The sequence below is a fragment of the Chromohalobacter sp. 48-RD10 genome (genome assembly GCF_029889785.1).
Taxonomy (GTDB): Bacteria; Pseudomonadota; Gammaproteobacteria; order Pseudomonadales; family Halomonadaceae; genus Chromohalobacter.
Genome location: NZ_JARANX010000001.1, coordinates 507,700 through 531,935, shown reverse-complemented (window position 1 = coordinate 531,935; position 24,236 = coordinate 507,700). Strand labels below are relative to the sequence as shown.

Annotated in this window: 19 protein-coding genes and 1 tRNA gene; 10 read left to right on the top strand and 10 right to left on the bottom strand. The window is 60.0% G+C overall.

Features of this window, described 5'->3' with window-relative positions; genetic code table 11:
- The 4 genes from OP496_RS02345 to OP496_RS02330 all read right to left on the bottom strand — a co-directional run bounded on the left by OP496_RS02345 (position 1) and on the right by OP496_RS02330 (position 5,905).
- Positions 1-999, bottom strand: coding sequence for an iron ABC transporter permease (locus OP496_RS02345; RefSeq protein ID WP_280561768.1), 999 nt, complete (start codon positions 997-999; stop codon positions 1-3).
- Positions 993-2,021 carry an iron-siderophore ABC transporter substrate-binding protein gene (locus OP496_RS02340; protein ID WP_280561767.1) on the bottom strand — a complete coding sequence of 343 codons (1,029 nt, stop codon included), beginning with the start codon at positions 2,019-2,021 and terminating at the stop codon, positions 993-995. The genes OP496_RS02345 and OP496_RS02340 overlap by 7 nt, the downstream gene beginning before the upstream one ends.
- Positions 2,018-3,499 carry an MDR family MFS transporter gene (locus tag OP496_RS02335; RefSeq protein WP_280561766.1) on the bottom strand — a complete coding sequence of 494 codons (1,482 nt, stop codon included), beginning with the start codon at positions 3,497-3,499 and terminating at the stop codon, positions 2,018-2,020. The genes OP496_RS02340 and OP496_RS02335 overlap by 4 nt, the downstream gene beginning before the upstream one ends.
- A 255-nt stretch (positions 3,500-3,754) precedes the next feature.
- On the bottom strand, positions 3,755-5,905 hold the full coding sequence (locus tag OP496_RS02330; RefSeq protein ID WP_280561765.1) for a TonB-dependent receptor: 2,151 nt from the start codon (positions 5,903-5,905) through the stop codon (positions 3,755-3,757).
- 339 nt (positions 5,906-6,244) lie between these two features.
- Between OP496_RS02330 and OP496_RS02325 the strand changes: the two genes are divergently transcribed.
- On the top strand, positions 6,245-8,347 hold the full coding sequence (locus tag OP496_RS02325; RefSeq protein WP_280561764.1) for a TonB-dependent siderophore receptor: 2,103 nt from the start codon (positions 6,245-6,247) through the stop codon (positions 8,345-8,347).
- Between the two features lie 180 nt (positions 8,348-8,527).
- Here the strand turns inward: OP496_RS02325 and fhuB are convergent, their stop codons facing one another.
- The 6 genes from fhuB to OP496_RS02295 form a co-directional block, all read right to left on the bottom strand.
- Positions 8,528-10,537 carry a Fe(3+)-hydroxamate ABC transporter permease FhuB gene (gene fhuB / locus OP496_RS02320; RefSeq protein WP_280561763.1) on the bottom strand — a complete coding sequence of 670 codons (2,010 nt, stop codon included), beginning with the start codon at positions 10,535-10,537 and terminating at the stop codon, positions 8,528-8,530.
- Complete coding sequence (locus tag OP496_RS02315; RefSeq protein WP_280561762.1) at positions 10,530-11,456, bottom strand: ABC transporter substrate-binding protein; 927 nt, start codon at positions 11,454-11,456, stop codon at positions 10,530-10,532. Before OP496_RS02315 ends, fhuB begins: the two co-directional genes overlap by 8 nt.
- Before the next feature lie 9 nt (positions 11,457-11,465).
- Entirely contained in the window at positions 11,466-12,233 is a 768-nt protein-coding gene (locus OP496_RS02310) for an ATP-binding cassette domain-containing protein (RefSeq protein WP_280561761.1), read from the bottom strand.
- 185 nt (positions 12,234-12,418) lie between these two features.
- Positions 12,419-14,515: a TonB-dependent receptor gene (locus OP496_RS02305; protein ID WP_280561760.1), complete on the bottom strand. Its 2,097-nt coding sequence runs from the start codon at positions 14,513-14,515 to the stop codon at positions 12,419-12,421.
- Between the two features lie 117 nt (positions 14,516-14,632).
- Positions 14,633-15,373: a 4'-phosphopantetheinyl transferase superfamily protein gene (locus OP496_RS02300; protein ID WP_280561759.1), complete on the bottom strand. Its 741-nt coding sequence runs from the start codon at positions 15,371-15,373 to the stop codon at positions 14,633-14,635.
- 3 nt (positions 15,374-15,376) lie between these two features.
- A complete protein-coding gene (locus OP496_RS02295; RefSeq protein ID WP_280561900.1) occupies positions 15,377-15,985 on the bottom strand; it encodes a hypothetical protein in 609 nt (202 codons plus the stop codon).
- Between the two features lie 95 nt (positions 15,986-16,080).
- Here OP496_RS02295 and OP496_RS02290 point away from each other — a divergent pair.
- From OP496_RS02290 to OP496_RS02250, 9 genes are all read left to right on the top strand, one after another.
- Positions 16,081-16,157, top strand: a tRNA-Ile gene (locus OP496_RS02290).
- 158 nt (positions 16,158-16,315) lie between these two features.
- Positions 16,316-16,558 (top strand): plasmid stabilization protein, encoded by a 243-nt coding sequence (locus tag OP496_RS02285; protein WP_280561757.1) that lies wholly within the window; start codon positions 16,316-16,318, stop codon positions 16,556-16,558.
- Entirely contained in the window at positions 16,555-16,992 is a 438-nt protein-coding gene (locus OP496_RS02280; RefSeq protein ID WP_280561756.1) for a type II toxin-antitoxin system VapC family toxin, read from the top strand. Before OP496_RS02285 ends, OP496_RS02280 begins: the two co-directional genes overlap by 4 nt.
- A gap of 336 nt (positions 16,993-17,328) precedes the next feature.
- Positions 17,329-18,333: a TRAP transporter substrate-binding protein gene (locus OP496_RS02275; protein ID WP_280561755.1), complete on the top strand. Its 1,005-nt coding sequence runs from the start codon at positions 17,329-17,331 to the stop codon at positions 18,331-18,333.
- 72 nt (positions 18,334-18,405) lie between these two features.
- Complete coding sequence (locus OP496_RS02270; RefSeq protein ID WP_280561754.1) at positions 18,406-18,924, top strand: TRAP transporter small permease; 519 nt, start codon at positions 18,406-18,408, stop codon at positions 18,922-18,924.
- Positions 18,921-20,201 (top strand): TRAP transporter large permease, encoded by a 1,281-nt coding sequence (locus tag OP496_RS02265; RefSeq protein WP_280561753.1) that lies wholly within the window; start codon positions 18,921-18,923, stop codon positions 20,199-20,201. Before OP496_RS02270 ends, OP496_RS02265 begins: the two co-directional genes overlap by 4 nt.
- 26 nt (positions 20,202-20,227) lie before the next feature.
- Positions 20,228-21,415 carry an alpha-hydroxy acid oxidase gene (locus OP496_RS02260; protein WP_280561751.1) on the top strand — a complete coding sequence of 396 codons (1,188 nt, stop codon included), beginning with the start codon at positions 20,228-20,230 and terminating at the stop codon, positions 21,413-21,415.
- Positions 21,416-21,478: 63 nt separating this feature from the next.
- Positions 21,479-22,147, top strand: coding sequence for a GntR family transcriptional regulator (locus OP496_RS02255; protein WP_280561749.1), 669 nt, complete (start codon positions 21,479-21,481; stop codon positions 22,145-22,147).
- Between the two features lie 196 nt (positions 22,148-22,343).
- Positions 22,344-24,086 (top strand): sodium:solute symporter family protein, encoded by a 1,743-nt coding sequence (locus tag OP496_RS02250; protein ID WP_280561748.1) that lies wholly within the window; start codon positions 22,344-22,346, stop codon positions 24,084-24,086.
- Positions 24,087-24,236 lie beyond the last annotated feature (150 nt).

Sequence of the window (24,236 nt, the reverse complement as noted above, 5' to 3'; positions counted from 1 at the left end):
TCAGGCCTGCTTCCTGCGTGCCAAGTAGATGAAGAAGGGTGTGCCGATCAACGCCGTCATCACGCCTACCGGCACATCCTGAGGTGGCATCAGGAAGCGCGAGGCCACATCGGCCAGCAGCAACAGGCTCGCGCCCAGCAGGGCACAGGCCGGCAGCAGCCAGCGATGGTCGACGCCGAAGAGCCCCCGCGCCATGTGTGGCACGATCAAGCCGACGAAACCGATCATGCCGGCGAGCGCGACCGAGCTCCCGGCGAGCAGAATCACCACCAGGCCCAGCAACAGTTTGATGATGCCGGGACGCATGCCAAGGCCCTCGACCATGTCATCGCCGAGCATCAGGGCATTGGCATGGCGGACCAGCAGCATGCATAGCAGCAGGGCGATGCCGAAGAGCGGTAGCAGAGGTATCACTACCGACAGCTCGCGTCCGGATACGGAACCGGCCAGCCAGTAGAGCACGCTTTCGAAACTCTGCTGGTCGACGATCAAAAGGCCCTGGCTGAACGAGACGAACATGGCGGTGACGGCCACGCCCGCCAGCACGACCCGCAGCGATGAAAGCTCCCCCTGGCGCCCGCGACTCAGCATGGCCACCAGACAGGCCGCGACCAGGGCGCCCAGCAGCGCCGCCCAGACATATTCGGCCGGAGTGTGGAGGGGCAGCAGCGAAACCGCGATCACCACGAAGAACATGGCGCCTGCGTTGATTCCCAGGATACCCGGCGAAGCGAGAGGATTGCGGGTCATGGTCTGCATCAGAGCGCCGGCGATGGCCAGGCTGGCGCCGACCAGGGCGGCGATGACCGCTCGTGGCAGGCGTTCCGTAACAATGATGATATGCGCGACCCGAGCGGGGTCGTAGTGCACCAAAGCTTGGATGAAAGTCGGCGGTGCGATATCCGTAGTGCCCAGCATGACGCTTGCCGCGAAGGACGCCGCGACCAGTACCAGGCCTATCAAGAGCCCCACGATTCGGGAGGCACGATGATTCAGCATGCGCTTGGCTCCTCGTGGTGGGCGAGAGGCTTCATGGACGTTCCATCGGCGCAGGCAGTGGTGGACGTCGGGAACTCATGAGGATCATCCAGCCCGTAATGCGTGTAGAGATCATCCAGCATGGCATTGGCGGCCAGGATGCCCCCGCCCATGATCCAGTCCACCGCGTTCACCTCGAAGACACGCTCGTCTTGCACGGCATCCAGCCGCTTCCAGAGAGGGTGAGAGGTCCAATGCTGATAGTTCCGCATGATGGCGGGATCGTTCGGTTCCAGTAGCACGAAGATCACATCGGCATTCATGACCGGGATGTTTTCCTCACTGGTAAGCTTCATACCCCAGCCTTGGTCGTGCAGGGAGTCGGGTTGCTCGAAACCCAGCTCATTGAGGATGGAGCCGGCGAATCCCGTCGAGTAGATGCGCACATGGTCGCTCTTGAAGCGCACTACTGCGGCTTTCTGTGGCCAGGCGTCGCCCAGTTTGTCGGCGATTCTTCGGCGGAAGTCCGCCACGCGCGCGTCCCACTCTTGGAGTAGCTCATGGGCGCGGGCTTCTCGTCCCGTAGCCTCGGCGATCAGCCTCAGGGTGGCCTTGAAATCGAAGACGGTGTCTGTCGCGACCGTCGGCGCGATCTTCTTCAGCAGCGGCCGCACCCGCTCGTGGCGAAAGCGCGTGGCCACGATCAGGTCGGGTTCCAGCCAGGCGACCTTCTCCAGGTTGGGTTGGGTCTCCAGGCCGACGTGCTCCACGCCTGCGAGATCATCACGCAAGTAGCGATACATGGGCTTTTCCAGCCAGGAGTCGACGACGCCGACCGGCGTGATGCCCAGCGCCACCGCGCTATCCGTCGCGCCCTGGTAGAGGGTGACGACACGCTGCGGGCGAGCGGGAATGTGGGTGTCGCCGAACGCATTGGTGACGGTGCGTCCATCGCGTGCATCGTCGGCGTTGGCCGCTATCGGGATGAGTGACGCCAGCAACGCCGCCAGACATAGTCGCCGGGTTTGGATGCGAGCTTTCATTCCGGCCTCCTGGCGGATGCGGTCTTCAAGAAACGATTGGAGTCGCGATCAGATGATGACACAGCGTCTAGCGATGCAGCGTCGTTTCGTGTCACGGCGCGGCCGAGTCGCCAGGCCAGCGGTAGGCAGCAAGCGGCGATCGTCGCCAGTGCCATGAAGGCATGGTGCAGGGCAGAGGCACTCGCCTCGGTATAGGAAATGCCCTGGCTCAGTGAAGCCTGCACGGCGGTATCGTAGTAGATAGAAAGTGCGACGATGCCGAGCGAAGAGATCAGGCGGCGGGACATGTTGTTCATGGCGGAGGCCTGGGCGACGCTGGGCTCGGGGAGTTCCTGCATGCCCACCGTGGTGGAGGGCAGATAGGCGCAGCCGAGGCCGAGGCCGCGCAGGCCCATCCAGGCACCGATCATCCACACGGGCGTGGCTTTTGTCAGAGTGGCGAGCCCCGCCAAGCTTATCATGGTGATCATCAGTCCGGCGCCGATGCACCACTGTGGCGGATAGCGGTCGATCAGACGTCCTGCAATGGGCGAGCAGGCGGCGGCGGCCAGCGCAGTGGCCAGAAATACCAGCCCCGTGGTCAGTGGTCCGAAGCCCAACGTATTTTGCATCCACAGCGGCACCAGCAGGATGCAGCCGAACAGGATGATGGACTGCAAGCAGGCCAGGATGACGCTGAGCCGGTACCCGTGATGGGAAAACAGTGAGAGGTCGAGCAAGGGCGTGTCAGCGTGCCGCTCGACGCGCACGAAGAGCACGAGTGCCAGCAGGCCGACTGCGAGCGTCAGCACGGCCTCGACGCGCAAGAGGTCCGTCAGCGTCTCCACTCGGCTGAGGGAAAATAGCACTGTGCCCATTCCCAGGGTGATCAGCCCGAAGCCCGGCAGGTCGAACCGACGTCGGTGATTGGGGGGCTCCGCTGGGAGGTAACGATAGCCGCACATGAGCCCCAGCAGTGCGAACGGCATGTTCATCAGGAAGAGGGCCCGCCAGTGACTGACCTCTAGCAGCAGCCCGCCGACGCTGGGGCCGATGGCAGGCGCGAGCATCACCGCGAAACCCCATATTCCGCTGGCGCGGCCTCGCTGATCGCTGGGGTAGGCGGAGAATATCAGTGACAGAGACAGAGGGATCATCAGCCCCGCTGCCACCCCCTGCAGTCCGCGTGCGAGGATGATGCCAGCCAAGCTCTGGGCCATGGCGCCAAGCGCCGAGCCGGCCAGAAACCCCCACAGACCCAATAGGTAGACGTGCTTACGACCGAAGCGGTCGGCGAGATAGCCGGTGAGCGGCATGGTCATGCCCATGGTGATCATGAACAGCGTTACCACCCAACTGACTTGTGTGGCGCTGGCATCGAAGGTAGCCATCAATTCGGCGACGGCAAGATTCAGGGCACTGTTGTTGAGGCTGACGGTAAAGGTACCCAGCAGCACACTGAACAGTACCTTTCCGCCATGCTGGGTAGCATGCGGCATGGATACTCACTTGATGGGAGTACAGAGGGCATCGCTCGAGCATAACGCTAATGAGGAATGCGTCATGGAGTAGGATAATGACACGATGCGCATTTTAATGCAAAATATTATCAATTGCGATTGATTTCGAGAAGGCGACTCTCGAGTTGGCTGATGGCGCGTCTGCGGCACACTTTGCGTAAAAGATGATGCGCTACAAAAAAGCGGCGCCATGGAGGCGCCGCTCAACAAGCCAGATCTGTCGGATGTTTTTGCTTAGAAGTCGAGCTGATAGCTCAGGGTGAAAGTACGTCCCCGGCCCTTGAAGTAATATTCGTCGCTGACCCTGGCCGCTTGGGAATAATAGGTGAAGTAGTCCTCGTCGGTGAGGTTTTCCACACCCAGGCTGGTACGGCCCACTGGCAGGCTATAAGCCAGCGAGGCGTCGATCAGGCCGTAGCCGTCGAATTCGAGCTCGGGATCGTCGACGCTGCGGTCGAAGTAGCGGCTGTACTGCAGGTGCGAGGAGAGTTTTTCGTTCCAGGCGGCGCTCCAGGCCAGCTTGAGAGTGTCCGGCGCGATGTTGATGCCGGTCAGCTTAGTATCCACGCTGCCGTCGCCGTCTTGGTCCGACTTGCCCTCGGCGTGGGTGTAGGTAAGCCGCAAGTTGTGAGCGTCATTCACCTGGGCATCGCCGGTGATCTCGTAGCCTTGGATTGCGGTCTTTTCACGGTTAACGACCCAGGTGCCGTTTTCCTCGGAGAGGCGGTCGCCATAGTCAGAGTCCGATTCATAGTAGCTCAGCTCAAGGCCATAGCGATCCCAGTCGAAGCGCATGCCGATCTCGCGGTTTTTGGTGACGAGAGGCTGCAGCGTCAGCAGAGAGTCGACACCCTGACCGGGCGTATCGAGGCCACGCAGTACCCGGCCTACATCGGGCATGCCGAAGCCTTCGGAATAGTTGGCATAGACCTGTGCCCAGTCGGTGGCCTGATAGACGATGCCCGCATTGTAGAGCGTCTCGTTGAAGTCGGGCTTGCCACCTTCGACGCTGACGTTGTCTTGGGTCACGTTGCTGCGATCGATGGTCGAGAAGTCGTCGACTTCCAGCTCGGCATATTCCTGGCGAACCCCAGCATGCAAGCTGAGCGCATCGGTCAGGGAGTAGTCCCCTTGGAGGAACATTGCTGCATTGCGGAAGCGAGTTTCCGGCACATAAGTGCGATCGGTCTGGACCAGCATCTGGCGAGTATCATCCTGCAGCAGGTCGATACCAGTGGTTAGCTTGAGGCGATCGTCGAGCAGCTCGTCGCGGCTCAGGGTGAATTTGGCGCCGAGCTTGTCGGACTCGTTGCGTGTCTGATCATAGAGGATATTGCCCGCGTCGTCCGGGTAGGGGAATGAGCCGGAACTGACACCGAACTGGGCACGAAAACGCTGGGTATAGAGCTGGGCATTCAACTCATTGCCAAGCCAGTCACGGTTCTCGTAGGACAACTGGGCAGTGGTGACCTTGTTATAACCAGGATCGCCATCCGGATCTCCCTTGCGTGCGGTGGTGGCAACGCCGGCGTCACGATCGCCGGCCACTGGTACGTAGTCACCTTCGCCTTCGAGCTCGAAGCGATTGATCAAGACCTCGACATTCTGGTTGTCGTCGATCCAGTAGGCCGCCTTGGCCATCAAGTCATAGCTCTCGGAGTTCTGCGACTCGCCGGGATAGGCAATGCCTACTTCGTCATCGTTGCCGTCGTAGAAGACACCACGTTTATGGCGACTAGCGGCGAACATATAGTCCCAATCACTGGTCTGGCCGCTGAGACGGTAGTCCAACTTGTGGCCGAAACCTTCCGACTCGAAATCGTCGTCACTGGTCAGGCTGGCGCCGACATGCTGGCTTACCCCGGCGCCTTCGGGGCGCTTGGTCACGTAGTTGATGATGCCGCCGGTCGCGCCCAGGCCTTGTTCGGCGCTGGCGCCATGAATAACTTCGATTCGCTCGACCATGGAGAGATCGATGGTGTAGCTGGCGCGGCTGCCATTACGCAGTGGGTTGGACTGTGGCACGCCGTCGATCATGAAAAGCGGCGAGCGGCCGCGGAAGGTTTCGCCTGCACTGGATAGCTTCTGACGGCTGGGCGAGTAGGAGGGGATCAGGTTGCTGAGTACCTGGCCGGGATCCTGAGTGATCGCCAACTGCTGCTCGATCTGCTCGCGGTTGATGACGGTGACCCTCTGCGGGGTCTCGCCTTCGCTACTGCGGTTACGGGTCGCGGTGATGACCAGTGGATCCAGCCCCTGGTCGTTGGCATCTTGCGATTCCGTGCTCGTGGAGGCTTGGGCCAGTGCCGTGGCCGGCAGAGCAGAGACGAGCACCAATGGGAGCAGTGAGAGCTGCCTATGTCGTGGTCGTTGGAAGGCTTGCATGGTAACCGATATCCCCTTGCTGGATGTGACGTGATGATTTGCTGTTATGGGTTTTGAATCTTTATGATAATGATAATTCTTTTTATTTGCAATATAGATGCATCGCATGATCCGGGGAGGAGGGGCGTCATGCCACGTTTTCTCTTGGGGGAATTTCGACGCCTTGGCTGCGGCACAGTGGCACGATCGAGAGCTTATACAGGCAATGCGCGAAGGGGGCAGGGCGTGCGTTGAACGTTCGTCATTGTGAAAACAAATCACAATTCTTATCATATGCGATAGGCTTTGCTTGACGCGTGCTCCCTGCCGTCTGCTAATAAAACGTCACAAGGAAACCTCATGTCCCGCTCCCTCTCCTCGTCGCAGCCGATCAACGTGTTGTCATCCCCTGCACATCGCCTGGCCATGGCAACGTTGCTGCTGAGCTGCCCGCTGGCGGCGCAGGCACAAGATGCCAACGCGCAAGAATCCGATACCGTGGTGGTTACAGCCACGGCAATGAAAGTTGCCGCGCCGCCAATGGAAACGCCGCGCTCCGTGTCCGAAGTCGGTCGCGATGAACTCGATAAACGCGCCGTTAATAGCTACGACGAGACTTTCCGCTATCGCAGCGGGGTGCAGTCGGCGCCTTACGGCACTGATAACGGCGTCGATTGGTTTAACATCCGCGGCTTCAGCGGTGAGGATTCGACTTATCAGGATGGATTGCGTCTTTTCCGCGAAGGCGGTTACTTCTGGTGGGTGACCGAGCCCTTCGGTCTGGAGCGCGTCGATCTGCTCAAGGGGCCCGCGTCGATCCTTTACGGCGAGGCGCCTCCAGGAGGTGTGGTGAACGCGGTCAGCAAGCGTCCCACCGAAGAAAAGCAGGGCCAGTTCGAGATTCAGGGCGGCAACAAGGACCACCGTCAAGTGGGCATTGATACCTCCGGTCCGGTTGCGGGTACCGACGACATGCGCTATCGCATGGTCGGGTTATTCCGCGAGGGCGATGGAGCGCTGGACCACACCGACAACCAGCGCGTGTATTTGGCGCCGAGCTTGGCTGTGGATCTCTCCGACGACACCTCCGTGACCTTCATGGCCAGTTATATGAAGGACCACGGCACGCCGAGCAAGGGCTTCCGTCCGGTAGATGGCTCCTTGGAAGGGACCGAGTTCGGGCGTATCGACCGCGAGACCAATCTGGGCGAGCCGGATTACGAGCGTCAGGAACGTGAGCAAATCTCCTTGGGTTATGAGCTCGAGCACAAGATCGATGACACCTGGGAATTCCAGCAGAACCTGCGCTATAACAGCATGGATCTCACTCTGCGGTCATTGTCACCGGATACGATGCTCAACACAGACGGTCGTACGGTAGGCCGTTATCTGACATATCGTGATGGTAGTTACGACGCCTTTACAGTGGACAACCGTCTGGTAGGCAAGTGGTTTACCGCGAACACCGAGAACACCCTGTTGTTGGGTGTCGATTACCAAAATTTCGATGTCGATTATCAAAATGGTGATGGCACGGGGGATTTCTCAGGTTTTGATGTGTTCGATCCTGAGTACGGCAATTATTCGCCAGGGAACTTGCGGTATCATGCCGAAGAGAAAAAAGCGCAGATCGGCGTCTATATCCAAGATCAACTGCGCGTAGGCGATCGCTGGATTCTGCTGGGGGGCGTGCGCCACGACTCGGCCAGCGTGGAAAGTTATAGTGAGGACCCCTCTGCGAATGATTATGATGAGACCGAGAACCAGCTGTCGTTCAGTGGCGGTGTCATGTATCTGGGCGATTACGGACTTTCGCCGTATTTGAGCTATAGCGAGTCATTTAGCCCGCAAGTTGGGCGCGGTCCGGAAGGACAAGCTTACGAGCCGAGTGAAGGCGAGCAGTGGGAAACCGGGATCAAGTACACCCCCGACTGGCTGGATGGCTATATGACCGCCGCTGTGTTCGATCTCAAGGAAACCAATACGCTTTATACGAACGATCAGTTCATTCAGTCACAAGGCGGCGAACGTCATTCACAAGGTTTTGAGCTGGAAGGCGTGGGCTATCTGACCGAGCAGCTTCAGCTGACGGCGGCTTACACCTACTTGGATACCACCATTGAAGATCCCGAACGTGGTGAATTTCGCGCGGGGTTAACGCCGCGTCACCAAGCCTCGCTGTGGTTGGATTATGGCTTCGAGGATGGTGCGCTTAATGGGCTAGATGTTGGCGCTGGTGCGCGTTACGTGGGTGAAAGCGTCAATGCTGATCCCAATCGTGACGACGAGGTATCTTCCTATACAGTTTATGATGCCATGGCCAGTTACGACATCACCCCCGACTGGACGGCGAAGGTCAATGTCACCAATCTGACCGATAAAGATTACATCAGCGGGTGTGATTCCTGGTGCTACTACGGCGAGTCACGCAGCGTGATCGGCAGCCTCAAGTATCGTTGGTAAGCGTCAAGTTATAAGAAGTCAGAAAGAGAGAAGGTAAGGAAATGGCCCGGGATCTACCGGGCCATTTTGTTTGATCGTCATACTTCACGTGCCGATACTATTGGCTTCCATCTTCCATCTTCCATCTTCCATCTTCCATCTTCCATCTTCCATCTTCCATCTTCCATCTTCCATCTTTCCCTAGAGCTTCCTCAGCGACCACATGAAGTAGGCGCCGCCGATCAGCGAGGACATCAGGCCGGCGGGGATCTCTTGCGGGAACAACCACTGACGCCCCAGCCAGTCGGCGAGGACCATCAATAGCGCACCCAGCAAGGCGGCGGCGAGCAGGTGAGTGCGTGCCCGCGATGCCCCCAGCAGGCGTGCCATGTGCGGTGCGAGCAGGCCAACAAAGGAAAGCGGTCCGACCACCAGGGTGGCGGCGGCGGTGAGCAGGGCGACGACGCCAAGCAAGGAAAGACGTGCCCGGTCGACGTTGACCCCCAGCGCGCGGGCGCTGGAGTTGCCCATCGGCAACAGGTCCAGCCAACGCGCCAGGCATTGCAATGCCAGCGTCAGTACCACGGCGCTGGCCGCCACGGCGACGGCTAGGGCGGTATCGACGTAATAGGTCGAGCCGGACATCCAGGCGAGCAGTTGCTGCGTGCGCGGGTCGCCATTGGCCAGCACGATGCTGCGCAGGGGGTCGAACAGGGCGGTGATGGCGATCCCCGTTAGCAGCACGCGCTCCGGTTGAAAGCCGCTGCGGCGGTTGATCAGCAGCAGTACCCCGAGCGTCACCAAGGCGCTCAGGGTGCCGGCGATCAGTAGCATCGGCAGGCCCACACCGGGCACGAACATGACCACGCCGATCAGGCCGATGGCGGTGCCGCCACTGATCCCGACGACTTCTGGACTGGCCATGGGATTGCCGGTGACGCGTTGGATCAGCGTGCCGGCCAGGGCCAGCAGCGTCCCGGCACCCGCCGCCGCCAGGGTACGCGGCAAGCGCCATTCATGGGTGGCTTGCCACACCGACCACGAGGGCAGGGCCCAGCCTTGAGCGTCCTGGCCGAGCAGCAGGGATGCTGCGAGCGCGACCAGCAATGACAACCCCAGTACCAGCTGCAGGCGCATCGGATGCCGACGACGCGGCGCCGTCAGCATGGGCGCGGCATGCGGGCGGTCGCCCCCCAGTTTGAGACGCGGAATCAACCATAACAGCAGCGGCGCGCCCAGGGCGGCGGTAGTCGCGCCAGTGGGAATCATCGTGGGGAGTGCACTGGAAAAGCGCTGCAAAAGCTGATCGGTCGTGGTCAGCAGCAAGGCGCCTAAAATCGGTGCCCACAGCAAGCGCTGGGGCAGCGTGCGCGCGCCCAGCAGGCGGACGATGGCCGGTGCCGCCAGGCCAATGAAGCCGATGATGCCCACCACGCTGACCACGCAGGCGGTGATGAAGACCGCCAGCCCCAGGCTCATCAGGCGCAGGTGCTTGAGCGAGACACCGAGACTACGTGCGTTGACGTCGTCGAGCTCGAGAATCGCCAGCGGACGCAGCATCAGCGCGGCCAGGGCAAGCGCGATGAGTAATCGCGGGAGCAGGTAGAGCACGCCGTCCCAACTGTTCTGCGAGAGCGAGCCCGCGCCCCACACCATCAGGCCGCGCAGCTCTTCCTGATGGAAGAGGATCAGCGTGGTGCTGACCGCGCCCAGATAAAGGTTGACCACCAGCCCCGCGAGTACCACCACCATGGGTGCGAGACCACGTCGCCAGGCCAGCGCGAACACCAGCCCCATGGCCAGACCGCCGCCCGCCACAGCCACCCACTCACGGCCGAGAACGAGCAGCCCCGGTGCGAACAGGGTGGCGAGCAACAAGGCAAGTTGCGCCCCGGTGGCGACACCCAGGGTCGTGGGTGCGGCCAAGGGGTTGCGCAATACTTGCTGCATAAGGACCCCGGCGATGCCCAGGGCGCCACCGGCCAGCAGGGCGATGGTCCAGCGCGGCAGCCAGCTGTAGTGCGTCAGCAACTGGTCGATGTTGTCCTCATCGGGGACGAACAGTGCCTGCGACCACTGCGCGACGGGTAGTTGCGTCGCCAACGAGAGGCCGCTCAGGACGAGACACACCAGCGCGAGCAGCGTGCACAGCCGCGCGGGGGTCAGCACGAAATGCGGGAACGGCAAGGAACGGGAGATCCAGTCACGCATCGGGCGCCTCATGGGTCGGCGGTTTTGCATCGTCGATGAGCGCCTGGCTCAGGTGATCGGCGAAGCGTGCCGCCGAGGGGGCACCGCCGAAGCTCCATACCGGTGGCAGCGTGAGCACGTCGTCGCGACGTACGGAAGGCAAGTGCTGCCACAGGGCGCTCGACGCGAGGCGTTCGTCGACGCCGACGGGCATTGGCTCGATCACGACCAGGCGTGCATCATCGAGCTTGGCCAATGCTTCCAGGCCCACGGTGGCGAAGCCCCAGTAATTGGTGGCGTCCTGCCAGGCGTTTTCCAGGCCCAGGCGCGCCATGACAGCGTTGTAGAGACTATGTTCGCCGAACACGCGCACATGACGGTCATCGATGAACTGCACGACGAGCAAGGGGCGGTCGTCAACCTCCTGGCTAGCGAGCGTTTGCCGCAAGAGGGCGAGATGGGCGTCCAGCCAGGCGAGCAGCGTGTCTGCCTCCGCCTCGCGGTTAGCAATGGCGGCAATCTCGCGGGTGGCGTTTTTCAGTCGCGTCCACAGATCGCTACCCGGGGTATAGAGCGCGACGGTATCCGTCGGTGCGATACGTTCGAGGCTTGGCTTCAAGGTGCTGAACATCGGCGAGATCAGAATGCGGTCGGGTGACAACTGGGCCAGCAATTCCCGGTTGGGTTGCGCCCGCAGGCCGATGTCGGCCACTTCGTCGGGCAGCGGTGGTGCTCCCACCCATTCGCGGTAGGCATCCGTTTGTGCCACGCCCACGGGCGTCACGCCGAGCGCCAGCAGCGTTTCGGCGATGGTCCAGTCGACGGTGGCGATACGCGGTGTCTCGGCGCTGGCGGTGTGAGACCAGACCAGCAGCACCAGCGTCAGCAATGTCACGAGCCGCGAGCGACGCAGGCCTTCACGCTTCCAAAATGGCCTCACATCGACTCCCTAGTGCAAAACGGCAATGGGGTGCTCCCCGCCGGGGTGGGACATGACGCGCATGGGGATACCGTAGATGGCTTCCAGCGTGGCATCGCACATCAAGTCGCGGGGTGCGCCCTGGGCAAGCACTTGCCCGCTATGCAGCGCGGTTAGGTGATCACAGTAGCGCGCCGCCATGTTGACGTCGTGAAGGACGATGACAACGCCCAGACCCAGCTCGCGACACAGCGAGCGCACCAGGGCCAGCACTTCCACCTGATGCGCGATATCCAGTGCCGCCAGGGGCTCGTCCAGCAGCAGGAAGCGGCTTTCCTGGGCAAGCAGCATCGCCAACCACACGCGCTGGCGCTCGCCTCCGGAAAGGGTATCCACCAGACGGTCGGCGAAGGCCTCGGTTTGTGTCAGCGCGATGGCACGATCGATCTGCGTCTTGTCCTTGCCGTTGAGACGCCCCAGCAGGCCGTGCCAGGGATAGCGCCCAAAGCCCACCAGCTCACGGCCGGAGAGGTTGTCGGCGCTGGGCAGATGCTGGGGCAGATACGCCACGTGGCGGGCGAATTCACGCGTTCCCCAATCGGCGAGCGGGCGCTTGTCGAGGCGGATCTCGCCTCGGCTCGGGGCCTGCTGCTGCGCGAGGAGCTTGAGCAAAGTCGACTTGCCCGAGCCGTTGTGGCCGATCAGCCCATACACCTTGCCTTCCTCGAAGGCGAGGTCGGTGGGGTGCAATAGGCACTGGCCGTTGACCTCGAAGCTGGCAGCGTCGACGTTGAACATTACAGGTGAACCCCAAGCGGGAGAATCTTAGAGCGCAATCGTAATTCAAATAAGAACGGTTATCAAAAATCTCGAGACGGTACCGTCTTAGGGGGAGACAAAGAGTAAGGCGAGGGGAAGCATGCAACGCCCGTTTCAATAATGGGCGTTGCATGGTGAAGGCGATGCAAAGGTAGGTGTAGTTATCAGTAAGCGTGCGACCAGGTCAGGGTATAGGTGCGCCCGCGTCCCTGAAGATCCCACAGGGATTGCGCGTCATAGGCTTCATAGAACACGGCGGCGCGTTGCCCCCAGATCGTCACGTAGCTCTCGTCGAGCAGATTTTCGATGCCCAGGCTGAAGGTACCTAAGGCCGTGTCCTGGCTGGCCGTGGCGTCGACCGTGGTGAAGCCGTCGATTTCGTTGCCCGATGCGTCGTCGATGCCGAAGGCACGGTTGACCTGCAGGCGCGCGCGGGTATCGACGTCCGACCATTCGCCATACAGGGTGGCGGTGGGCAGGCTGGCCTCGGTGACGCTGGTATCGACCCATTCACCTCCGACCTTCTCCTCGGATTTGACCCAGTTGAAGGCCGAACCGAACAGCCAGTTGGCGCCGACGAAGCGTTCGACCTTGCCTTCCAGGCCGTACGTTCTCACGTCCTTGTCGATGGTGGTCACCCCGATCTCGAGATCCCCATCGTTGCTGTAGAGATAGTCGATTGCCTTGTCCGACCAGCTGTAATACGCGGCAATCTGCGATTGCCAATCACGTCCTGTGAGGCGCCAGCCGGCTTCGAGCTGCTGGGTCTTGATGCCGTCCACGGGGTTGTCGGAAATATCGAAGCTGACGCCGCGATACGCCTTGGCGATATCCGGGATCTCGAAGCCTTGGGTATACGCCAGCCAGGTCTGCTGCCCGTTCTGGAAGTCGTAGAGCGCCTTGAGATTGAACAGCGAGACGTCGTAGTCGTTGGAGCCGCCGTCGTTGCCGCCCTGAGGCTCGACCTCGACATCGGTTTGCTCCACCCGCGCGCCGCCGGACAGCTGTAGGTTCGAAGTGAGCTGATAATCCGCCTGCACGAACGCGGCCAGGGTGTCGGCCTGGAACGACGGATAATACGGATCGAGCACGTCGGTTTGGTCGAGTTCCAGGCCGCCTTCGGAGGGCGCCAGGGTATAGCGCTTGGAATCGAACTCCTCCCGCGAGGCGTCGAGCCCGTAGGTCACGCTCAACGGGTCGCTCGGTGACGCCGTGAAGACCGCCTTGGCGCCGGTCAAGTCGGTGTTCTGTTCCGAGACGGTGAAGATACTGCCGCCGGGGAACGGGTTGAAGACCGAGGATTCTTCGCGGTGATAGGCCTGGAAATAGAAGCGTTGGCCGAGCAGGGCATCGTGATGGTAGTTGGCGTTGAGATATAGCCGCTCGGTCTCGGGATCGACGTCCGAGTCGTAGCCTTCGCGGACTTCGCTGTCCTGGATTTTTTCCGAATACGTCGCGCCGCTCTCGTAATTCGGGTAGTAGAGCCCCTTGTCGCCCACGTAGGCGGAGTCGTAATACTGGGCGGTGATATCCAGGCGCTCATGATCGCTCAACTCGGCCTCGATATTGCCCATCAGGTCGACCGAGCGGTTTTCCTGAAGCCCCGTCTGGGCGATGTCGGGCTTGATGATGTCCCCGTCGGCATCGTAGAACGAGCCGTTTTCCTGCACCGCCACGGCCAGTCGCCCCTGTACGCGCTCGTTGCCGCCCGATACTGATTGTGCGGCGCGCCGAGACAGATCGTCCGAGGCGTTGAAGCCGCTAGTCAGGCCTAGCTCGCTTTCGAAATGCGGACCACCTTGCTCGCCCTTCTTGGTGATGATGTTGATGATGCCGCCGGTGGCGCCGCCGCCATAGAGGCTGCTCGCGCCGGAAAGTACCTCGATGCGCGCGATGTTGAACGGGTCGATGGAATCGAACTGCCGCGACAGGCTGCGTGAGCTATTCAGTGACACGCCATTGATCATTACCAGCGCATCGCGCCCCCGAAAGTTCTGTGCATAGTTGGTGCGATTGGTGCTCGAACCGAAGTCGAAGCCAGGAATCAGCCGCCCCAAGGCCGATTTCAAGGACTGCCCCGCGTTTAGTTGCTGCTGGAGCTGGGCTTCATCCACCACCCATGCCGCGCCGGGAATCTGGCTGATTTCCGTGGGCGTGCGCGCGCCGACCACCACCATGGTGTCTTGCGTATCCTGTGCCAGAGCAGGCAACACCGAGCCACCGGCCGCCGCGATGAGGCCGAATGTAAGTGTCTTTTTCATTAGTATCCCCTTGGTAATGAGAGTTGTTCTCAAGCGGGGAATAGGGTACAGAATGGTAATGCAAACTCAATAAAAATGATTATTATTTATATCTTGGTATAAGAGAAAACCGAGCGTTTATTGGTCGGCACTGGTAGAAATGGCCACCAGGCTCAACACGCGTGAGGCTGTCTCGGTGTATTGACCTTCGAGTGTCACGCCCGCCGTCCAGCCGTCGCAGAGGGTGCGACGCAATTGCAGCGTGATGTGCCCCGTGGCGGGATGCCACTCGACGAGCGTGGCGTCCTGAAAGTAGAAACGCACGCCGATCAAGGGATACAACGCCTTGAAGAGACTCTCCTTGCTGGAGAACGCTAGGGTAGTGAACAGTGCCTGGGCATCACGGTCGAGGCCATCACGCCACGCGCGTTCTTCTGGGGTGAGAATCTGCGCCGCCAAGCGCTCGGCGCGCGCGGGGCTCAATGGCGTTTCCGCATCGAGCCCCAATCCTTGCCATACGCCACGCGGCGCCGCCAGGGCGGCGGCGAAACCGCTGCTATGGGTGATGCTCCCTAGCGTGCCTTCGGGCCAGCAAGGCGCACGATCGTCCGCAATTCCCGGTACCTCGCCACGCCCTGTAGCGGCGTACAGTGCCTCCCGGGCACAAAGCCGCCCCGCCAGAAATTCACCCCGGCGCTTGGCGATGGCCGTAGCCAGTTGTGCCGGTAATGCGATGCCTCGGGTGGCAAAGTCCGCTTCGCACACCGAGGGCGCCGTGAAATTCATTCCGCGCCAGGCCACGCCCGCCAGCGGGCGCGGCCAAGGCCACTGGGTTTGCCAGCTCTGACAACCGGCGGGGAGATCGCATACCTCGGGCATCGCTTAGCGGTCCACTAATACAGCATCCAGCTCGACCGGCACCTCGTCATCGATCTGCTGATAGCCGAGTAGCCCGAGCACGGTACGTGCGGTCTGGTTCTGCATGATCGCGCGGCCATCCAGCGACACCGATTCGGCATTACGCACGTGAATCGCGCCTTCACTCTCACGCGTGAAACGCACCTTCAGCGGCTCCTGCTGCGACGCATCGCCATCCTTTACGCTGAGCATCAGCGTCTTGGTACGGGACTCGCCCACGGGCAGGTCATCGAGCACTTGGGGATCGAGTTGTGTGACCACCGTGGTCAGCTTGGTATCCGACAGGCTCTCCATCCACGGCGGCAACTCGCCCAGCTGATCGAGGATGTCGGTCTGATTGAGCCGCACCGGCAAGCGTAGCGTGCCATCTTCCGTAATATGCCCATTCATGCGCTTCAACGCGTGACGATGCGCCACCTCTGAGCCGGATGAGGTGATCTCGGTGATCGTCGCCTCGACGCGTGATTTCTCCGGATCGAGCTGCCAATCCGCCTGCGCCACGCAAGGCAGCGCGACCACGCCCAACGCTGTCACCCAAGCAACACGACGCGCCATTCGCTTCATTTGATACATCACCAAACCCTCCATGGGATGGAATCACACTCCAGGAGCCAATCACCCCTAGTCTCGTTTATCGGCATCCGCTATGATACTGCCCCGTTGCGTCAGGGCCTATAGCTCAGTTGGTTAGAGCAGGGGACTCATAATCCCTTGGTCGGCGGTTCAAGTCCGTCTGGGCCCACCATTCCCAATACCCTTCCCTCACATCTAGCGTGATACTCAAAGGCTGCCACTAACCACTACCTCCTGCCATAGAACATCAGCCATTCCCTCTTTCGAGCAGATGCTTTCGACGGTTCGGCGCTATCATTGATTGCGTTGAGATCGCATAGGGAAGCTAGTATGGCATCGATCACGATTCGCAATTTGGACGAGCAGGTAAAGACTCAGCTTCGTATGGAAGCGGCCAGGCATGGTCACTCCATGGAAGAGGAAGTACGTATTATTCTTCGCAGTGCCTTGAGTCAACCTCAAAAAGAGGGGCAAGGCAGCCGTATACGGGAGCGTTTTGCGGCAGCGGGAGGTGTCGAGCTGGAAGTGCCAGCCAGGTCTGATAAGCTTCGCGCTCCGGACCTCGACGCATGATCGTCCTGGATACCAACGTGTTATCCGAGCTTATGCGGCCCGAACCGGACGCGTGCGTCATCGCCTGGCTGGATAGTCAGGATGCGAGTGCCGTGACTATCTCTGCTATTACCGTGGCGGAAATTCTCTATGGCCTCGAGCGCTTGCCCAGCGGCAAACACCAACGCCGTTTCACCGCCATGGCCGCGGAGATGTTCGAGGAAGACTTTGCGGGTCGCATTCTGCCATTCGATGAGGTTGCGGCAGTGCACTACGCAGAACATGTGGCAATCAGTGAGCGTGCAGGTAGGGTGGTGCATGCTGCGGACGCTCAAATCGCTGCGATCTGTCGACAGCATCACGCTACGCTGGCTACCCGCAACGTGAAGGACTTCGAGTCGATTGGTATCGACATACTCAATCCGTGGGAGCGTCGCCCGGTGCCAAGATCGTAGATGCCGGGCGATGCTCCCTCATGATTGGGGTGAGTCCAAGGGCAGCAAGGTTGCCCCGTGCCGAGTTTCATTGTCGTGGGTAACGACGCGTGAGGCGCGTAAAGGTATCTCGGGAATGACGCGACCCCAAGTCCGACTGTCACCGGAGGGGCTATCGCTCTCGCCTAACCTGCAAGTCTCCACCTTCCTGTTCAGCGTCAGCACGAGAACCAGGACGTTTGCGTTTAGACAAAAGTCTTTCTAGGCGCGATACAGAGTGAATACTAGTATACTAGTTGGCTCCTGAAAGGAGCCTCCGATGCCAGCGCCTGTATCTGCTAACGGGGAGCACAACAAATGACATATTCACTCTCAGCCATCATAGGCCGCACTCTGGTTGGTTCCGCTTTGATGGGAACGGCCATGTTTGCCGGACATGTCTACGCACAGAGCACGGCAACCATCAAGGTCGCGAGTTATTTTGCGGAAGACCACCCGCAAAACGTGGCTATTCGTGAGGAATTCAAACCGTATGTCGAGAGCCACTCCGACATGCAAGTCAAAATCTATCCGAACAGTTCGCTCGGTGATGAGCGGCAATACACCAATGGGGTCAGAACCGGCAGTATCGAAATGGCGATTGCCGGCATGGGGCTGCAGACAGCCAAGCCGCAAATCGGTTTCCCCGAGTGGCCGTTCCTGTTCGAAGACTATGATCAAGCACAGTCGATGCTGAATGGCCCTGTCGGCGAGAAGATCGATCCCTATTTTCGTGAGCTGGGTGTAGAGCCCTTGGCGTGGACGGCGAATGGCTTTCGCGTTTTCTCGAGCAAAGAAAAAATCGAAAGCATGGAGGATTTCGACGGCTTTAAACTAAGAATGCCGAATTTGGAGCTGTACGTGAAAGTGGGTCAGGCATTAGGCGCCAATGTGCAAACCATGGGGATGTCCGAAGTCTACCCGGCGCTCGAACAGGGGGTGATCGACGGACAGGATAATCCCCTGGCCACGCTTTATCGCTCGGGGTGGTACGAGGTGCAGAACCACGTGCTGGAAAGCCGGCACATGTTCAGCCCCAACGTGTACCTGATGAACCAGCAGTTTTACGACAACCTGAGCGATGACGAGAAAGACGTCATCCAGGAAGCCTCTCGTCAATCCATGGAGATGGAGTGGCAGCTGATGCGCGAATCCGCCTCAGAGATCAAGCAAGAGCTCGAGAAGGCTGGCCTGGAAGTGACGGAGCCGAGCCAGGCACTTTACGATGAAATGGTGAAAGCCGTTCAGCCGATCTATGACGACTTTTACAGTCAGTACGACTGGGCTGAAGACATGGTGAAGATGGTACGTGAAGGCTCCTGAGGCTCGTCATACGCATGCCATGCGAACTCCTGGAGTTCGCATGGCAAAACCGAGTGGACAAGAGGTGGTTTCATGTCGATGACGGCCTTGTTCGGTTTCTTGAAAACATCCATCAGGCTGGCCATTGCCGTGGCCCTGGTGCTGATGGTGGGGTTTGTCTTTACCAATGTCGTGCTCCGCTATGCCTTCGACAGCGGACTGACATGGTCCAGTGAGGTGGCGCGATACCTCTTCGTATGGGTCGTGTTCCTGGGCTCCATCCTCGCCGTGGTGGAACATAGCCACCTGGGCGTGGATATCCTGGTGCGCCATATTCCCGGCTGGCTTCAGAAGCTGCTGTTCCTGCTGACGACGGCCCTGACCGTGGCGGTGATGACGCTCGTGGTCAAAGGACTGCTGGTCCTGATCGAACTGAACGTGGGGATTACCGGGCCCGCCACCGATATTCCCATCAACAATTACTACTATGCCGGCATGATCGCGGCCATTCTGATGTCCGCAGTGATGGCGTACCAGGCGTTGAGCTTCGTCCTGACCGGCCGCAATGGCCCCACATGGGCATACGATCATGACCAGGAGTCGGTGTCATGATGGTCGTCGTCTTTCTCGCCGTGCTGTTCTCGTTGATGTTGATCGGCATGCCGATCGCCTTTGCCATGCTCAGCTCCGCCGTGGTGATGATGTGGACTCAGGACATGTTCAATGTCACGACATTGGCCGAGCATTTCATCACCGGGGCCAATAGTTTTGCCTTGATGGCCATTCCCTTTTTCATCCTGACCGGCGAGATCATGAATGCCGGGGGCGTTTCCAAGCGCATCGTCGACTTTGCCTCGTCACTGGTGGGCCATGTGAAAGGCGGCCTGGGCTATGTCGCCATCGTGGCCGGCGTGATCTTTGCTGGGTTATCCGGCTCCGCCGTTGCCGATACCGCAGCGCTGGGCTCGATCCTCATTCCCATGATGGTGGCACAAGGCTACGAGAAAAAGCGCTCGACTGCCCTAGTGGCGTCCGTCGGCATCGTGGGCACCGTGATTCCGCCGAGCATTCCCTTGATTCTTTACGGGGTCGTGGGCGGCGTCTCGATTACCGGGTTGTTCATGGGTGGCATCGTGCCCGGAATTCTCATGGCGATCGGCATGACGTTCACTTGGTGGCTGGTTGCTCGAAAAGCCGATACACAGAGACTCGAGCGTGCAAGTTGGCAGGCGCGCTTCCGAAGTTTCAAACGTGCCTTTTGGGCCTTGCTATTGCCCCTCATCATTATTGTCGGGCTGCGTGGTGGCGTGTTTACACCGACCGAGGCGGGCGTTGTTGCAGCGGTATATGCTTTCGTTATCAGTCTCTTCTACAGAGAAATCCGCCTGACGCAGATTTTCGATGTGCTCACCAATACCGCCAAGACGACGGCCATCGTGATGCTGATTGCCTCGGCCGCCATTGTCACGGCATATGCAATCACGGTAGCGCAGGTTCCCACCCAGATCGCGGCAGGGCTCACGAGTATTACGGATAGCCCGACACTGATGCTCTTGATCATCATGGTCATACTGCTGCTGTTCGGCTGCGTGATGGATATGACGCCCGCCGTGCTGATTTTCGCGCCCGTGCTTATCCCAGTGGTCGAGCAGCTCGGTATCGATCCCATCTACTTCGGTGTTGTGATGATCATCAACCTCTCCATCGGCTTGATCACACCGCCGGTGGGCACGGTGCTCTATGTGGGCTGCAGCATCAGCCGAATCAGCATCATCGACATTTCGCGTGGCATATGGCCGATGCTGCTGATGTACGTGGCGATCCTGTTTGCACTGATTCTCTTCCCCGAGATCGTGACCTATCCCTTAAGTATTCTGCACAACGGTTGAATGATGGAGCTGACATGAAAAGAAGCATGCCACGTAGACGGCGCTACGATCAGGCACTGAGCATCGCGGAACTTGCCGAGATCGCACGCCGACGGCTTCCGAACTTCGTCTATGAATACATTCATGGTGGCGCCGACGACGAAGTCAGCCTGCTGAACAATCGAGCCGTCTTCAATCGCTACCGGTTCACGCCCAAGACGTTGACCGATGTCAGTCAGCGGGATCTCAGCCGAGACCTGTTGGGCCACCGGATGAGCATGCCGGTCGTGATCGGACCGACGGGGTTCAACGGCATGATTACACAGGATGGAGATTCCAAGTTGGCTCGCGCTGCGGCGGACCGGGGCATTCCGTTCACGCTGAGCAATGCCTCGACCGAGCCGCTGGAGGAGATCGCCAAGGTCCCCGGTGGATGGCCATGGATGCAGATCTACTTCTATCGCGACCATGACTACGTAGAGAAGTTGGTAAACCGTTGCCGTGAGTCAGGTTACGACACCATCGTCGTGACCACGGACAGCGCCATCTACGGCAACCGGGAATGGGACACGCGCAATTACGCGCGTCCCTTCGTGCTCAATTGGCGTAACAAGCTGCATGTGTTGAGCAGACCGCGCTGGATGAAGGACGTGCTGTATCCGCATGGCGTGCCGACCTTCAAGAACCTGGGTGATCTGTTGCCGCCCGAGGATTCCTCCGTGCAGGGCGCGGCTGCCGAGATAGGCAAGCATTTGATGCCCTCCCTGAACTGGGAGGACATTCGCTGGCTGCGGGATAACTGGTCCGGTAATTTGCTGATCAAGGGCATCCTGTCGGCGGAAGAAGCCCGCACGGCGGTGGAATACGGTATCGATGGCATCGTGTTGTCCAACCATGGCGGACGCCAACTGGACAGCTCTGTCTCGCCGATGGAGATCCTCCCCGACGTCAAGGTGGCCGTGGGTGATGCGCTCACCATCTTGCTGGACGGTGGCTTCAGGCGCGGCAGCGATATTCTCAAGGCGGTACTCCTGGGAGCAGACGCGGTGCTGCTCGGCCGAACGACGCTCTACGGGCTCGGCGCAGGCGGCCAGGCGGGCGTCGATCATGCACTTTGCTTACTGTACAAGGAGATGGACCGCACCCTGGGGCTCCTCGGGTGTAACGACCTGCAGGAACTCGACCACTCGTTGATACGCGATGCGTGCGCGCTGCCAACGGTTAGCTCCGTATAGGGCGGAAGGGTAGGATGGGCGGTAACCGAGCGTCATGGGCCGCGTTAACCAGGAGTCAAAAGCATGATGAAAGGGGTGCAGGAACGGTCGTCGAGTGATCGTGCCTATAGCGATATACGCGACAAGATCATTACCACCGTACTGAAACCCGGTGAAAGGATTCATGAAAAAGCGCTGTCGGAAGAGTTCGGCATCAGTCGCACGCCGATTCGCGAAGCCCTGATGCGGCTGCGCTACGACGGTTTCGTCGATATCTTCGCCCAGCGCGGCACGTTCGTGACGCCTATCCGACTCGAGGTGGTCAAGGCGGCTCATTACACCCGTTCGGTATTGGAATGCGCTTTGATACGCGATGCCGCCGCTCAATGCAGCGACCGCGATGCTCAAGATTTATACGACAATCTTGAGCATCAGCGGCTAGTGTATCGGCAAGGGCAATACTACAAGATCGAAACCCTCGACGAAGAGCTTCATCAAAAGATTGCCGATATCGCTGGGCGACCATCAGTGTGGCAAATCATTTATCACGTTCAGCTGCATATCAATCGAGTCCGGATGCTTTTTCTCAACGAAGAACGCGTGCCCGCGATCGTCGAGGAACACACGCGGATTATTGATGCCATCGCCAAGAGCGCCCCCGACGCTGCGGAAAGCGCTATGAAAACGCATTTGCAGTACATGGATGAGAACATCCAGAAGCTGGCCGAAAGTTATTCGGAATATCTTTCTTGATTGGCCGTGCCCCAGGCGTATTACACAGGCGCTGCCTTTGACAGCTATTCATGGATAGTTGCAAAGGAGCATGGCCGGTGATGCTGAGGAAAGAAGGGCGAGTCGCGTTGATTGAGGTGGATGTCGCAACGAAGACAATGACCCGTATGTAGGTACTTACCATGGCTGCGAATTCCAACAACAAGTGTCATTCGCCATGGTCTATACCGCTGCTATCGTGCTGAGCCTCATCGGCTACTTCATCATCGGCAACCTGGCCGGCCGCCGGGTCAAGGATCTCGATGACTACCTGGTCGCTGGGCGTAATGCCCCCACGCTGATGATTCTCGGCACCTTGGTTGCCAGCTACCTGAGTACCAGCGCCTTCCTGGGCGAGACCGGTTTCGCCTACGATGGCTACCCCTTTGTCATGCTGATCTTCGCCGCCATCAGCACCTCGGGCTGTCTACTCGGTGCGCTGGTGTTCGGCCGCTATCTGCGTCGCAGCGGGGCGTTGACGGTGCCTGAGTTCTTCGGCAAGCGCTTTGCCTCGAAGCGCGTGCAGATGATCGCCGGGCTCACCACCGTCTTTGGCTTGGGTGCCTACCTGCTAGGCGTGATGCAGGGCGCGGGCATCATGTTCGAGGAACTCACCGGGCTGCCCTATTGGGCTGGGTTGGTGCTGGTGTGGCTCACCTACACGGGTTTCATTCTCTACTCTGGTTCTCAGGGCGTGGTGCTGACCGACACCGTGATGTTCGTGATTTTCTCTGTCGCCGCGGTGGGCGGCTCGCTCTATATCATCAGCGACCTTGGGGGCTGGTCGGGGGTGATCGAGGGATTGCTGACGCAGTCCGACAAGCCCGGCATCGCGCTGTGGCACGGCGTGATCGAAGGTGAGGGCGCGACCTTCTCCTCGCCCGGTGAAGCGCTCATCTGGGGGCTGACGCTGGGACTAGTGTGGGCCACGGTGCTGGCGGCCAGCCCCTGGCAGTCGAGCCGCTATCTGATGGCGCGCAATGAGCACGTCGTGATGCGTTCGGCGATGCTCACCGCGGTGGTGCTGGCGATCTTCTATGCGCTGATGATGATGACCGGCGCAGCGATCAACCTCTATGACCCGACGCTCGACGGCGAGCGTGCCATGGTGTGGGCGGCACTCAACGTACTGCCGAGCTGGCTCGGCGTCATTATCCTTACCGGCGTGTTTGCTGCCGGGCTCTCCTCGTGCTCGACCTTTCTATCGATCATCGGTTTCAGCCTTGCCCACGATATCCTGCCGTCTTCGCGCAGCGAGCGTAGTGCCATGCGGGCGAGCCGTATCGGTGTTCTGGCGGCCGGGTTGGTGGCACTGCTGCTGGCGCTCTTCCAACCGCCGGCGGTGATGGCGGTGGTGTGGTTTGCTGCCACGTTGTTCGCCTCCTCCTGGGGGCCGGTGGCGCTGATGAGTATCTGGAGCCGTCGGATTACCGCTGCCGGTGCCGGCTGGGGCCTAGGGGTCGGCTTCGTCGGCAACTTGATCCTGTCGCTGATGAAGCAGGCCGACTGGATCTCGCTACCCGTCTATCTCCACCCGGTTCTGCTGAGTACTATCGTGGCGCTGGCGGCGATCGTAATTGCTTCCAGGTTGACCCGCGTCAGCCAGGCCGAGAGTGAGTACCGTGCCTTCCTGCATCGCAGCCCGGTGGAGAACGAGCGCAGTTGGGCGGCTGTCAGCCGCCGGGTAGCCGTGGCGACCATGCTTACCGGCGTCGTGGTGGGGGCCTTTTTGTGGTGGCAGTACGCCGATTCGCTGGCGGCGCTGGCCGGACGCTTTGCTGTAGCCGATAGCGTAGTGACGGGCGCCTACCTGCTGGCGACGGGGTGCGGCGTCATGCTGGTAATCGCCGGCGCCGTGGGCTTTTGGCTGGTAAGAGCACGCAGTGCAGATGCCGGTAGCGTCCGCATGGCGAACTCCTGAGTGGTTCTCTTGGCGCTGGTGATCGAGCTTCATCGCCAGCGCTAGTCCGTCACCGGTCTTGTCAGCATTCCTACCATCGTTTTGTGCACCCGCCATCATGCAGGCCAGATCCCTCCTGAATAACGTAGGCTCAGCCAGCCCTTGTGCGAT